This window comes from Paenibacillus sp. H1-7 (genome assembly GCF_022354825.1).
Classification (GTDB): domain Bacteria; phylum Bacillota; class Bacilli; order Paenibacillales; family NBRC-103111; genus Paenibacillus_S.
The window spans coordinates 5,248,323-5,262,387 of record NZ_CP031168.1 but is presented as its reverse complement, the minus strand read 5'-3'; the positions used below and the strand labels follow the sequence as shown (position 1 = coordinate 5,262,387).

The following is a 14,065-nucleotide window of genomic DNA, read 5'->3' as shown; positions in this document are numbered from 1 at the left end:
GTGTGGGAGGAATTTCTTTGAAACAAATAAGAACCTATTCGGCGATGCTCGCCTCTTCGCTGGCTCTATTGACCATACTGACTGCTTGCTCCAGTTCCGCAGAAGACCCGAAAGCTCCCTCTACCGCCAGTACACAAGCCGATACGGAACCTGTCGGCAAATACGACCCGCCAATTCAAGTGTCCATGGTGCTGTCGCAAGCGGTTAATACGACGTTTCCCGAAGGCGATTCGATGAGCAACAATTTATGGACGCGGACACTGCTGCAGGAGTACGGCATCCAGATCAAGAGTGACTGGACGGTGGATGAAACGCAGTATAACGAGAAGCTGAACGTATCTATAGCCTCCGGCGAGCTGCCGGACATATTCCAAGTCACCCCGACCCAGCTGCAGCAGCTGGTAGATGCCGATATGCTGGCCGACTTAACCACGGTGTATAAAAAGCATATATCGCCGCTCGCGGATGAAAAGCTGCGAGAGGATGGCAATGTGGGTTTTCGCTCGGCGACATTCGACGGGAAAATGATGGCACTTCCTTATACCACAGCTGCCATGGACGGGGCGACGATGCTCTGGGTTCGTAAGGATTGGCTCGATAATTTGGGCTTGCCCGAGCCGCGAACGATGGATGACGTCTATAAAATCTCAGCCGCCTTCAAAAATAACGATCCGGACAAAAACGGAAAGAACGATACGGTCGGCATCGGCTTCCGCAAAGATCTGTTCAGCGCTTTCGGCGGGATGACCGGGTTTTTCAACGGATTCCATGCATACAAAAATCAGTGGGTCGTCGATCCGAAAACAGGCGGCTTGGTCCAAGGCATCGTACAGCCTGAGATGAAGAAGGCTCTGGCTAAGCTGCAGGAAATGTATAAGGCCGGCGAGATTGAAAAAGAGTTTTCTGTGAAGGGAACGCCGCAGCTGCAGGAAGATGTGGCATCCGGAAGAGTCGGTATGGTATACGGAGCTATGGCCGATCCTTTATCCAACCTGGCGAAATCGATGAAAAACGACCCTAAAGCGATCTGGGAATGCTACCCGCTGCCATCCATCGACAACACTCCGGCAAAGGCACAAATATCGTCGGCGCCACCAGTATACTTCGTCGTGAACAAAAAATCCAAAAATCCGGCAGCCATCGTAAAAATGATGAATTTGTGGGTAGAGAAATATTTTGGCAAAACAGCCGAATTCAAATATGCCTACGACAACAACTTCCCGACTCACAAATATTTCACGGTACGGACCTATGGCGCGAGAAAAAACCTAGATAATTATTTAAAAATCAATCAGGCCTTAAAGACGGGAGACAAGAGCATCCTGAACCCCGAGCAGGTCGGCAACTTCACGCAAGTGAAGCAATATTTGGACGGAGACAAATCGATGTGGAACTATGCCAAAATATTCGGTCCGGAGGGCTCGCTCGGCATCGTCAATAAATATGTCAACGAGAAACTGCTGCTGCCCGACGCTTATTACGGCATCCCTACCAGTGCCATGGTCAAGCGAAACAGTACGATAGGGGACTTGGTGGAGCAAACGTTCATGAAAATTATTCTCGGCGCGCCGATCGATACGTTCGATTCTTTCGTTGACAACTGGAATAAGCTGGGTGGTGCTGAAATCACCAAGGAAGTAAACGATTGGTACGCCAAACAGAAAAAGTAATGAGCGAGGTGAATACCGTCCCATGACGATCAAAACAGCTGTCGCCCCGCCGGGAGAAGCCGAAAGCAGTGCCGCTTCTCCCCGGCGCAGGGGATCCATGTATTCCAGATGGCCGCTTCACCTGATGTTCCTGCCGGGAGCGATCCTGCTCCTGGTTTACCATTATTGGCCGTTCGTCGGATTTATCATCGCGTTTCAAGACTTTATTCCGGCCAAGGGGATGTTTCATTCCAAATGGGTTGGGCTGGAAAATTTCAGCTACCTGTTATCGCTGCCGAACTTTTACCAAGTCATCTGGAACACGATATATATTTCGGTGATGAAAGTCATTGCGGGCCAATTGTTTCCTATTGTTATCGCGATCATGCTCAATGAGGTGCGAATCCGTTTTATTAAACGAAGTGTGCAGACACTCATCTATTTGCCGCATTTTATGTCTTGGGTCATACTCGGGGGGATTATGATCGATGTCCTCTCGCCGACCAAGGGTATTGTTAACCAGTTTCTAACAATGCTCGGGCTGGAGCCGGTTTATTTCCTGGGCGAGCCGAAGCTGTTCCCTTACGTCCTCGTAGGTTCAGATCTGTGGAAAGATTTCGGCTTCAGCACCATCGTCTATTTGGCCGCGCTGACCAGTATCAATCCCAATCTGTACGAAGCAGCCGTAATGGACGGTGCAGGCCGATGGAAGCAAACTTGGCACATTACGCTGCCCGGCATGTCGCCAATTATCATTCTGATGGCTACGCTCAGTCTCGGGCAAATCCTTAACGCCGGCTTCGAGCAGGTATTCAATTTATACAGTCCGACGGTTTACGAAACAGGAGATATCATCGATACGATGGTATATCGCATCGGCCTAGTGCAAGCACAGTATGCACTGGCGACGGCGGTAGGGTTATTCAAATCGGTTGTTTCGCTTGTTCTCATTTCGGTTTCGTATTACCTTGCATACCGATTTGCGAATTACCGCATCTTTTAGAGAGGAGGGGCTTCCTTGGTAGAAGACCGGACCTGGCTGTCCCGATCGGCTAGCACAGCAATTTATGTAATATTAATAGCGCTTTCATTACTCTGTATTTTACCGTTGATCCATATATGGGCGATTTCGTTCAGCTCCAACCAAGCCGCTTCCTCGGGCTTCGTCACTCTGTGGCCCGTCGATTTCACTATGGACGCTTATCGGTTCGTGCTTGATAAACCGGATTTCATCCGGTCTTTGGGAGTTACCGTCCAAAGGGTGCTGCTCGGGGTACCTATTAATTTGCTGCTTACCATCCTTATGGCGTATCCGCTGTCCAAGGACCCTCGGGTATTTCCATGGCGTACGGCATATGTGTGGTTTGTCGTGTTCACGATGCTATTCCATGGCGGGCTCATCCCGTTATATATGACGGTTAGAGAGACCGGCATTATGAACACGATTTGGGCTCTGATTTTACCTGGAGCGGTTCCGGTATTTAATGTCGTGCTGATGTTGAATTTTTTCCGACAGCTGCCCAAAGAGCTGGAGGAGGCGGCATTTATGGACGGAGCGGGACATTGGACTATGCTCAGCAGGATCATGATCCCGCTTTCGCTCCCGGCGTTGGCAACGATAACTTTATTTTCCACAGTGGGTCACTGGAACGCCTGGTTTGACGGCATGATTTTCATGAAGTCTCCGGAGCATTATCCCTTGCAGACATTTTTACGGACGATCATTATTAAACTCGACTTTACCGCGCTGGGCAATGAGGATGCGCTTAGGGAAGCGGAGACGATTTCGGAAAGAACAACCCGTGCAGCGCAAATATTTCTTGGCTCGCTGCCGATTTTGCTCGTCTATCCGTTTTTGCAAAAGTATTTTATGAAAGGGATCGTACTGGGCAGTGTCAAGGAATAAGGGCTGCCCGACGATCGGGTTGGGAAGGGGATAAGAGATGGGAGAGCATGAGGAGACGAAGTGGAAAGCGCAGTGGATTTGGGGTGAAGGTGAGGAAAGTCCGAGGAATGCATGGTGGTGCTTCCGCAAAACCTTTACTTGCCCGGATAAGAATCCCGAAGGCAGGTTATCGATTACGGCCGATTCCAGATACGTACTGTATGTGAACGGGGTTCGTGTAGGCAGAGGACCCGTGCGGAGCTGGCCCTTTGAACTTGCTTATGATACTTATGACGTCGGCTATTTGATGAAGCCGGGGCAATTGAATACGATTGCCGTAATGGTGCAGCATTTCGGCGTGTCGACCTTCTATTATGTCCGCGGACGAGGGGGATTGCTGGCACAACTGGACTTAAAGGCAGAGGACGGTTCGCTGCAAACGGTAGGAACCGACGATTCATGGAAGGCATCGCGTCACTTCGGTCAAGATCCAAGAGCGCAGCGTATGTCCTGTCAGCATGCGTTCGCGGAACGAATCGATGCCGGGAGATGGGACGAATCGTGGATTGAGCACGGGTATGAGGATTTGGAGTGGAAGGGGGCCAGAATCATCGGTCCTGCGGGTATGGCGCCTTGGCACGATTTAATACCGCGGGATATTCCGCCGCTAACGGAGGAGACCGTATATCCGAAACGGGTAGCGTCCTTAAGCCGAACCGTTCCTGTACCTTGGACGGCCTGCCTCGATCTGCGTAATCACATGTTCCCCGGCTGTGAGGACCATGCCAATGCTTATGTCTACGCCGGATTTATGGCGACAAGGATTGTGTTGTTCGGAGGGGCGGCGGCCCAAGCGGTACTTGGCTTCCCTTACGCGCCTCCGCTATGGAACGGTATCATTATGAATGGCGTTCATTATCCTAAAGGAGCCTTTAGAAGCAATAAATCGGAAAAATATTTGGACGTGGAGCTTCAACCGGGTGACAATCTTCTAATCATTGAATTGGCGGGCAGCGACCACGGAAGAGGACTTTTTATGGCTCTAGATTGCGATCAACCGTTTGCTCTCCGTTCTCCAATTGATATTCCGATAGATAACGAGTCTCCCTTTGTTTCCATAGGGCCGTTTGAGAGCTTCGAGTATTTGGATCACCAATATGATCAAGAGGCTAAGTCCAAGCAAAGACTGATTGAATTATGCGCCCGGGCCGACGGACACCTCCCGGATGATCTGACGATCTCGGATCGGAGGATCATTGAGGAGTTTCGGGCAGTCCGGCAGATTACGGATTGCAGTGAGCTTAGCCGCTGCAACTCCTTCTTGCGTCCGGTTGCATTGGATTACGTGAGCAGGGAATCCGTTTTGGCTCTCGCGATGATGAAGAAACAATCCGAACAGATTGCACTGCCCAAACAGCTGCAGAATGCCGTAATGGCGCATTCGATTCCTGCCGAGATCCCCGTCTACGCTAATGCGGATACCGAATTGATCATGGATTTCGGACGTCAAATAAGCGGTTATATTACGTTCGAGCTGAAGGCCGAAGAGGGGACGATTATCGACTTTTACGGGTTTGAGCATATGCGGGACGGCTGGATCCAGCATACTTACTATCTGGAGAACTCGCTGCGTTATGTATGCCGTCAAGGCCGCCAGCAGTATAATTCACCGGTCAGACGAGGTTTTCGTTATCTCATGGTTACGGTTCGCGGGGCAACCACGCCTGTGAAGTTGTATAGCGTAAGAGCCGAGCTCAGTCATTTCCCTGTAGCGGAAATCGGACAATTTCAATGTTCTGATCCGCTGCTGAATGATATTTGGGAGATCAGCCGGCATACGACGAAGCTGTGTATGGAGGATACGTTTGTCGACTGTCCCGCATACGAGCAGACCTTCTGGGTGGGGGACAGCCGCAATGAGGCATTGATCGGCTACTATTTATTTGGAGCCGAGGAGCTGGTCAAGCGATGCCTGGAGCTCGTTCCCGGCTCCAAAAGCCAAACTCCTCTCTACGCAGACCAAGTTCCAAGCGGCTGGAGCAGCGTTATCCCGAATTGGACGTTCTTCTGGATTCAAGCCTGTCAAGAATATGTGGAGCGTACGGGTGATCTTATATTCGCCGAGACGATATGGCCCCATATCGAATATACGCTGGATCATTATTTGGTGCACCTGAATGAACAAGGGCTGCTATATATGAATGCGTGGAATTTCCTTGACTGGGCGCCGATGGATCAGCCGAGGGAAGGCATCGTGTCGCATCAAAATATGTTTCTCGTCAAGGCATTGCGCTGTGCAGCCCAATTGGCGCATGACTTATGCAAAAAAGACGCGGAAAAAGCAGACGTATATACGAAATCAGCCGAAGCGCTTGCTGCGGCCATCCAAACCCATTTGTGGTCGGAGCAGGAAGGAGCTTATCTGGACTGCATTCACGCGGACGGCCGCCGCTCGTCCGTATTCAGTATGCAAACGCAGGTAGTCGCTTATTTATGCGGTTTGGCGGAAGGAGGACGCAAGGAGCGGCTGGAGCGGTATCTTCTTGAGCCGCCGGCTCACTTCGTTCCGATCGGAAGCCCCTTCATGTCGTTCTTTTATTATGAGGCGCTTGTGAATGCGGGCTTACATAAGCAAATGATCGACGATATAAGAGAACAATATGGGACTATGGTTGAGTACGGGGCAACCGCCTGCTGGGAGATGTATCCGAAACGAAGCGACGGCCGGATCATTCCGACAGAGCTTACGCGCAGCCATTGTCACGCCTGGTCTGCGGCGCCCGGCTATTTTTTGGGGGCCCATGTTCTTGGGGTCAAAGCTAAGCGTTCGGGCTGGAATCAAATTGCCGTTGAGCCGAAGGTTTGCGGCCTTTCATGGGCAAGGGGAAGCGTACCGCTGCCTCGGGAAGGAACGGTTGACGTAGCTTGGAGGCTTGATGACAAAGGGAATATGCAGCTCCAAATATGGCTTCCTGAGCAAGTCGATGTGGAAGCCCGTCTGCCGGATGGGGTGCAGGGTACCGTTGAGATCCATCGGATCGGTTAGCAAATTGAGCTGCAGCAAAATACCCATAGGAGACCCATGCCAATGTAAATTTCTCGTTAAGTCCGGGAGTGTCCTTTCCAAGGAAAAGGACATTCCTGTTTTTTGTCGAATCGCTATGGCATAAAGGAGGCGTTGGTGTTGCGGACCAAGCTGTTGAGCATCTATCCGAAGCTGATATTCACCTTTCTGATTGTCATAGCGCCGATCTATATTATCAGCATGAAAATGAATGAATTCGGAGAGCAAACGGTCCGAAAAGAAGTCGAAAATTCCATGCAATCGCGCGTTCATTTCTATATAAGGCTGCTGGAGAATGAATTTAACCGCATCGTCCATATGCAAAAGGAATTCGTCAACGATAAGGATTTGCGGAAGCTGAGCACAGCCGCGTCGATCATTAGCGACATCGAGTTCCGGGAAGCCGTCTATTCTGTCAACACGAGAATGAAGGCGATGATGAATTCCAGCATCTACATAGCAGAAACTACCGCGTTCCTTCCCTCAGAGGACAGGATGATTTCCTCGCTCACCCTGTATGATAAGCTTCCAGCCGAGCAGTACGAGGCGCTGAAGGCGGCGAGCAAGGAGCTGAGCAATCCGTTTGTCTATTGGCGGGACCGACTGTTTATCAGCTTCCCTTATTCGGATTTGGCGCTGATTAACAAGGTCGATCCGATCTTTCTGTTGAGCGCCGAGCTATCTCAGCCAGAGCTCACCGAAGTGCTGAGCAGGCTAAAGATCGACGGGAGCGGCGGGGCTATGGTCATCGGAAAAGGGGGCGCTTGGACCGTATCCAGCGATCCGGACGCCGAGATGGCTGAATCCATTAAACCGCTGATCGAGCTGACTCCGACCGAGTCTGCCGAAGGAAGCTTCCGTGTCGTCGAATTGAACCGTGAGCGCTACTGGATCTCTTACGAGTCGTCCCCGAGCTTGGGGATTACGCTGCTTATGTATATGCCGGAGGCCGAGATGCTCGGGTCCCAGCACCGGTACCGGGAATGGTTCTGGAAGCTTTCCGGCATTTCGCTGCTCGTCATCTTCGTATTCTCTTACTGGATCTTCCGGCAAATTCATCAGCCGATGAGACAGCTCGTCCGCGCGTTTCAAAGCGTGGAGAGCGGCAATCTGTCCGTGAGCATCAAACAGGACCGCTCCGATGAGTTTCACTACTTATATAAGCAATTCAACGTTATGGTAAAACGTATCAACGAGTTAATTCATGAGGTCGTCGAGCAGAAGTACCGCGCGAACATATCGGAGCTTCGCCAGCTTCAATCGCAAATTAGCCCGCATTTTTTGTATAACAGTTTTTTTGTTCTGTCCCGCATGGCCAAATATGAGGAATATGACAACATTAACCGGCTTTCCGGCTATTTGGGCTCTTATTTCCGGTTTATTACGAAAACGCATATTGACGAGGTGATCCTGCTAGAGGAGGTCAATTATGCCCGAACCTATGTGCAGATCCAGAATTTCCGGTTTGAAGAAAGAATCCGTGCCGAGTTCGACGAGCTGCCTGCGCAGTTCGAGCATCTCCGAGTTCCCAGACTCATCCTGCAGCCCGTTGTGGAAAATGTATACGAGCACGGCATGCGCAATAAAGTAAGAGACGGCTTATTGAACGTGAGCTTCGGCTGCCGGGATGACCGCTGCTTGGTTATAACCGTTCAAGATAACGGGGAAGGGTTGAATGAAGAAGGCTTTGCCGACCTGAACCGGAAACTGGCGAAGCTAGGCGAGGACATGGAAACGACGGGCCTGGTTAACGTGCACCGCCGATTGAAGCTGCGGTTCGGCGGCCTGAGCGCGCTTCAGCTGACGAATGCTCCCGGCTGCGGACTGAAGGTGGAGCTGATCATTCCCATGGATTAAGGAGGTACGCCCATGTATCATATTCTAATCGTTGATGACGAACCCAGGATCGTCAATATGCTGTATGAGCAATTGCTGGACTGGCGTCTCGTCGAGCTGGAGGTGTATCGCGCTTATTCCGCGCCGGAAGCTCTGTCGATCATCGAGTCGACCAAGATCCATATCGTGCTCACGGATATTCATATGCCCGGCATCACCGGCTTGGAGCTGCAAGCAAAAATTAACAAGCTATGGCCCCGCTGCAAGGTGATCTTTTTGACAGGCTATAATGATTTTGACTATATTCAGCAAGCGATGCGCAACGGCGCGTTTGATTTTATTCTGAAAATTGAAGAGGATGACGCCATTATCGCTGCAGTGAATAAAGCATTAACCAGCTTGCAAAACGAGATGGTGCTGGAGCAATATATGTACCGTGCGGAGCAGCAGCTGCAAGCGGCAAGACCCATGCTCCAGAAGGAATATTTGTGGAGCCTGCTGCAAGGGGAGATGCCGCGAAGCCAAGTGACTTCGGAACGGTTCCAGGAGCTTTATTTTCCCTTGACCCGCCATGCCAAGGTCATGCTGGTCGCCGGACGCATCGATCAGTGGCCGGACGGCACGCGCCCGACCGACAAATCGCTGCTGCATTATGCGCTGGAAAATATCGCGGTCGAGTATCTGGATTCGACGAAGCATATGATTTGCTCTTTTCCTACATCCAACTTTGTATGGTTTATTCAACCGAAGAACAATAAGGGTGAAATCGGGGAGGCGGAGTGGAGAGCGTGCGTGACCTTCGTTCAGGGAACGATGTCGGATATCCAGTCGACCTATGAGAAGCTGATGAAGCTGCCGATTTCATTATCAGTCAGCAGCGCTCCTGTAGATTGGCTGGACGTCCCCGTGCAGTATGTTAAGCTGCAGCAGTCGTTGTGGATGGGGCTCGGACCGGGGGATGGAATCATCGTGTCGGAGCAAGATTCGCAGTCCTTACATGGTGGCGGCGGCGCTCACGGAATGGGGAGGATCAAGCAGGAAGTCGTCCTCCATTTGAGAAAAGTGAAGCAGCTTCAAACCTGCTTGGAGAGCGGGGATAAGGAACCGTTTGCAGAATTGTACAAAGAGATAACCGAACTCGCACATTCCTGCTTGGCAAATTCCGATTACCACCCTTATGTCATCGAGCTTCAGCATGCGCTAATTGCCGCCTATTTATCGCATATCAATCAATCGGAGCTGATGCAGACCCTGTCTGAGCGAATGAATATGGAGCCGCTGCTGGGCAAACGCTGCTTTCAATCGTGGGAAGAGGCGGAGACCTATTTCACCAAGCTTGCAGACCTGCTGTTTTCGGTGAAGGGACATGAGCAGCGTAATCGAACAGGCCGAATTCTCACATCGGTAAATCAGTACATCGAGCAGCATCTTGCGGACAATTTGTCCCTCGACGTGCTGGCCGATCTCGTAGCCTTGCATCCCGCTTATTTATCCCGGTTGTATAAACAATCGATGGGAATGCGTCTCTCGGATTACATCAAAACTGTTCGCTTAAATAAAGCTAAAGAGCTGCTCGTTCACACCCACCTAAAAATTCATGAGGTTGCCGTCCAGGTCGGCTTTGAAACGTCGTATTACTTTTCGAAGGTGTTCAAGAAAGAGATGCTGCTGACCCCGCAAGAGTACCGGGAGCGCCATGTCAATTAGACGGAAGCTACAGGTCGCGAAACTGCTTCTTGAACTCGGACGGAGTGAGTCCGGTTTCCTCCTTGAAGTGGCGGCAAAAATAATGCAGGCTTCGGTATCCCATTCTAAAAGCAGCCTGCTCGATCGTTTCTTCCTCCAGAAGAACCAGCTTCGCTCGTTTCATTCGCAGGCCGATGAGATAAGCTTTAGGTGTCATTCCCACTGCCTCCTTGAAGATTTCCGCAAAATAGTGCGGATGGTAACCGCATAGCTCCGCCAACGCACCGATCGTCCAATCCGCTTCAGGCTGTTGTTCCACAGCTTTGAGCGCCGGGGCGATTTTTTTATTTTCTTCGTTTAGTTCGGAGTGCATTATTTGCAGACGGACCCACACCGCAATGAGGCGTCCCATCAAGCCGCGCAGCGCCAATTCAAAGCCCGGCTCCTGAGCATCGAATTCCCGCTTGATTAGCTCGAGTATAGACTCGGCACCGGGAAAGCGGAAATAGTGGGGTATCGTGATCAAGCCGTGCGGAGGAACATGAACTTGGTAGGTGAGCGCAGGGCTCCCAAGGTCGTTGTGCGTGCTTTTGCTGATGCCCGCCAGCAGCTGCGGCTCGGACATCGGCGCCGGGGTCGGTGCGTTCCAGTCGAAGTGAAGGCTGTAAAAAGCGGCAGGATCCGATTCCGAAGCCACGATCTCCGACACACTGTCAGTTCCGTAGAAAAGACATTGCTCCGGTTGCAGTCTCCACTTTTGATCACCAACTACTGCAGTTGCTTCCCCTGAGAGCATATAGATCAAGTGGCAATCGGATATCGTCCGGGGTCCCCATGATTGACCGGGCTTCGAACGGGTGATGCGTATGAAATGGACTGTCGGCTGAAGCAAAGACAGCTCACCCAAATGCATAAACGGTTTGCTCATTAATGGAACCCCCTCGTGGGATAACAGGCATTGAAATCTGTGAAAAGTGCAAATTGTGCCGTGGAAACTGTAACGATTTTGCAGCTGCCGGGGCTTATAATTCAATTATAAATCAACAACCAATATCAAGAAAAGGTGGGATTATCGAATGTTGACGTCAGAGCAGATCGAGCAGTTTCGCATCAACGGGTTCATCAAAGGCGATGTGGTATTAAGTGAAAATGAGGTAGAGGTGCTTCGCGAGGAGCTGGACGCTGTTATCGACGGAAAGTCCGTGAAAAAGCCGGCGCTTCAAAGAGATCTGCTCAATGACAAAAATCCGGATTATGGAATGAAAATGTCCACAACCGGTACGGTCATTCAAATTGTTAACATCTGGATGGCCAGCGACGCTTTTTACCGCCATGCCGCTAATTCCGTCATCTGCGAGGAAATCGCTCAGCTGTGCGACACCGACACCGTGCGCATCTGGCACGATCAGATCCAATACAAGCCGCCGGTTATCGGCGGGCCGACCCGATGGCACCAGGATCATCCGTTGTGGCCGATCATTCAGCCGCCGGATTTGGTAAGCGCCTGGGTAGCCTTGGACGATGCCACCATAGAGAACGGCTGCATGTGGATGGTGCCGGGCAGCCATCGCTGGGGCAACCACCAGCCTTATTTGGCCGCCGACGCCAATTTTATGCCGGTCCACCGGCGGCCTGAACTGCTTCCGCCCGATGCGGAGATCAACGCGGTACCTTTTGAAATAAAGAAAGGCCAGGTCGGCTATCATCATTCCATGACTTGGCATGGAAGTCCGCACAACCGATCCGAACGCAAGCGGCGTGCGATAGCCGTTCATTATATGCCCGGGTATACGCGATACGAACCGGTCGGCAATCATGTCATGAACAATTATATTGAAGTGGAACCGGGAGCTGTTCTGCAAGGTCCGCATTTTCCTGTAGTCTATCCGGCTTCGCAGGCTGAAGGCATGTAATAATGAATAAAGTCGCTCCTCGGAGCGGCTTTTCATTTTGAATAAATGGACAAATATATTAAATAAATGGCAGGAATGAACAAATTTATGGCAAGAATTTCATCTGAATTATCCATTACAATGAGAGGGCGGCCTTATCAGGTTTAGCGGCTGACAAGGCAAGGCAACCAATTCTTTGCTGCGGTTCATACTATTGTCTAGGAGGTTTAATGATGTTGTCGAAACCAATCAAGAAGCGAGTTTTGCTTACAGCGATGTGTTCGCTCGGAATGCTGATGCTTTCCGCCCAACCGGTTACTACGGGATCCAACGTTTTCGCAGCCGAAGCACCGAAGATCGTCAAGGCAGAAGCTATCGCGCCGACGAAAGTAAAAGTGACTTTAAACGGCAAGCTGAGCAGCTTTAATCCAGCCGATCTAGAGCTGCAGGCGGCTATGGGAGACTGGTACACTTTAAATCCGAGTTTTACGAAAGCGTTTACAGTTGTGAATGCGTCAGAGGAGACGGATGCACAGGGAAGAACAACAGTTGTTCTGGAAACCCAAGAAGCCATGAATCCGGACGCTACCATCACGAGACCGGTGAAGGAGAATCCGAAAAGCGTGCCATTTCAGAAGGCAGCCTATTACTCGGGTGACGCAGCCAAAGATATTCAGCAGGCGGATTTCCTGCTTACGTGGCAAACGGCGGAAGGCGGCTGGTACAAGTACGGTATGAACGATAAATACGGACGTGCTTGGGACGGTCAGGAAGCCAAGTCCGATTGGCGGACCAAAGAAGGCAAGGATATCGGCACTATCGACAATAATGCCACTACGAATGAAATTCTGTTCCTCTCCGCCATGTATAAGCAGACAGGCGATGCCCGCTATAAGGAAGCTGTGAACAGAGGGCTGGAGTTTCTTCTGACGATGCAATATCCGAGCGGAGGCTGGCCGCAAGTGTATCCGGCGCGTGGCAATTACTCCGATTATGTCACATATAACGATAATGCGATGATGCGTGTAATGAATGTCCTTACGATGGCGAAGAAACGGGATTATCCGTTTAACAGCGACATTGTAGCGAATGAGTCGGTGAGCAAGCTGCAGGAAAGTTTGGACCGCGGATTGGATTATATTCTGAAATCACAGATTTCGGCAAATGGCGTGCTCACTGCATGGTGCGCACAGCATGATCCGGTCACCTACGAGCCGCGGGAGGCGCGAGCTTACGAGCATCCGTCGATTTCCGGGTCCGAATCGGTGGAGATCGTCAAGTATTTGATGGCGCAGCCTAATCAAACTCCGGAAGTGAGCGCAGCCATCCAGAGCGCTTTACAATGGTTTGACGCTAATAAGCTTAGCGGGATCAAGTATGTTTCCGGCGATAAGAACAATGTGTATTTCGTTCCGGACCCCGCGAGCACCTCATGGTACCGCTTTTATGAAATTGGAACGAACCTGCCTATTTTCTCTGGACGGGACGGTATCATCAAGCATAATATTTTGGAGATCGAGGCTGAGCGCCGTAACGGCTATAGCTGGGGAGGCTCCTGGCCGCTGAATTTGCTGAAGACGGCAAATACTATCGGCTATTTTGAGAATCGTGTCTATGTGAAGGTTGTAGGTAACAGCTCGCAAACAGCCGATGGTCAATCGCTGAATGTCGGAGATATGAAGAGAGTCGAAGATGCAATGGCACCGGAGATTTCGCTTCAGCCGATCGGCAAAAAGACAGGCAATCACTATAATATTGACATAACACCTTGGATACTTGGCGGGACTGTAAACGAGAGGGCGGAGGTACGCGTCAATAGTATCCGTGCGCAAGTGGATGACAAACGGGTCTTTACGTCTGCGCCGATCCAGCTTCATCCGGGGATGAACGACATTACGATTACGGCGGTTGATGCTGCCGGGAACGCTGCGGTTCCGGTCACATTGCAGGCCGTGCCGACTAAAGGTACAGCGAATCCGTAAAAAATAAATTGGTTCGATAAAAGCTGTCGGCAACCGGCAGCTTTTTTTGCGGCTACAGCTAGGAAAGATAG

At 50.9% G+C, this 14,065-nt stretch carries 9 protein-coding genes; 8 read left to right on the top strand and 1 reads right to left on the bottom strand.

The genetic code is table 11. From position 1 onward, the window contains the following. Positions 1-17 precede the first annotated feature (17 nt). The 6 genes from DVH26_RS23145 to DVH26_RS23120 all read left to right on the top strand — a co-directional run bounded on the left by DVH26_RS23145 (position 18) and on the right by DVH26_RS23120 (position 10,141). Positions 18-1,670 (top strand): extracellular solute-binding protein, encoded by a 1,653-nt coding sequence (locus DVH26_RS23145; protein ID WP_239625882.1) that lies wholly within the window; start codon positions 18-20, stop codon positions 1,668-1,670. Between the two features lie 97 nt (positions 1,671-1,767). Continuing rightward, positions 1,768-2,652 (top strand): ABC transporter permease, encoded by an 885-nt coding sequence (locus DVH26_RS23140; RefSeq protein WP_239635464.1) that lies wholly within the window; start codon positions 1,768-1,770, stop codon positions 2,650-2,652. A 15-nt stretch (positions 2,653-2,667) separates the two neighbouring features. Further along, positions 2,668-3,555, top strand: coding sequence for a carbohydrate ABC transporter permease (locus tag DVH26_RS23135; RefSeq protein ID WP_239625880.1), 888 nt, complete (start codon positions 2,668-2,670; stop codon positions 3,553-3,555). A gap of 37 nt (positions 3,556-3,592) precedes the next feature. Next, positions 3,593-6,580, top strand: a complete 2,988-nt coding sequence (locus DVH26_RS23130) for a family 78 glycoside hydrolase catalytic domain (protein ID WP_239625878.1) — start codon at positions 3,593-3,595, stop codon at positions 6,578-6,580. A 138-nt stretch (positions 6,581-6,718) separates the two neighbouring features. Further along, positions 6,719-8,455, top strand: coding sequence for a sensor histidine kinase (locus tag DVH26_RS23125; RefSeq protein ID WP_239625876.1), 1,737 nt, complete (start codon positions 6,719-6,721; stop codon positions 8,453-8,455). A 12-nt stretch (positions 8,456-8,467) separates the two neighbouring features. After that, a complete protein-coding gene (locus DVH26_RS23120; RefSeq protein WP_239625874.1) occupies positions 8,468-10,141 on the top strand; it encodes a response regulator transcription factor in 1,674 nt (557 codons plus the stop codon). A 7-nt stretch (positions 10,142-10,148) separates the two neighbouring features. On the opposite strand, the gene DVH26_RS23115 is transcribed toward DVH26_RS23120, so the two are convergent. Continuing rightward, complete coding sequence (locus tag DVH26_RS23115) at positions 10,149-11,048, bottom strand: AraC family transcriptional regulator (protein WP_239625872.1); 900 nt, start codon at positions 11,046-11,048, stop codon at positions 10,149-10,151. A 148-nt stretch (positions 11,049-11,196) separates the two neighbouring features. On the opposite strand from DVH26_RS23115, the gene DVH26_RS23110 reads away from it, so the two are divergent. Beyond that, positions 11,197-12,033 (top strand): phytanoyl-CoA dioxygenase family protein, encoded by an 837-nt coding sequence (locus DVH26_RS23110; RefSeq protein ID WP_239625870.1) that lies wholly within the window; start codon positions 11,197-11,199, stop codon positions 12,031-12,033. 209 nt (positions 12,034-12,242) lie between these two features. Beyond that, positions 12,243-13,994, top strand: coding sequence for a pectate lyase (gene pelA / locus DVH26_RS23105; protein WP_239625868.1), 1,752 nt, complete (start codon positions 12,243-12,245; stop codon positions 13,992-13,994). Positions 13,995-14,065: the final 71 nt, after the last annotated feature.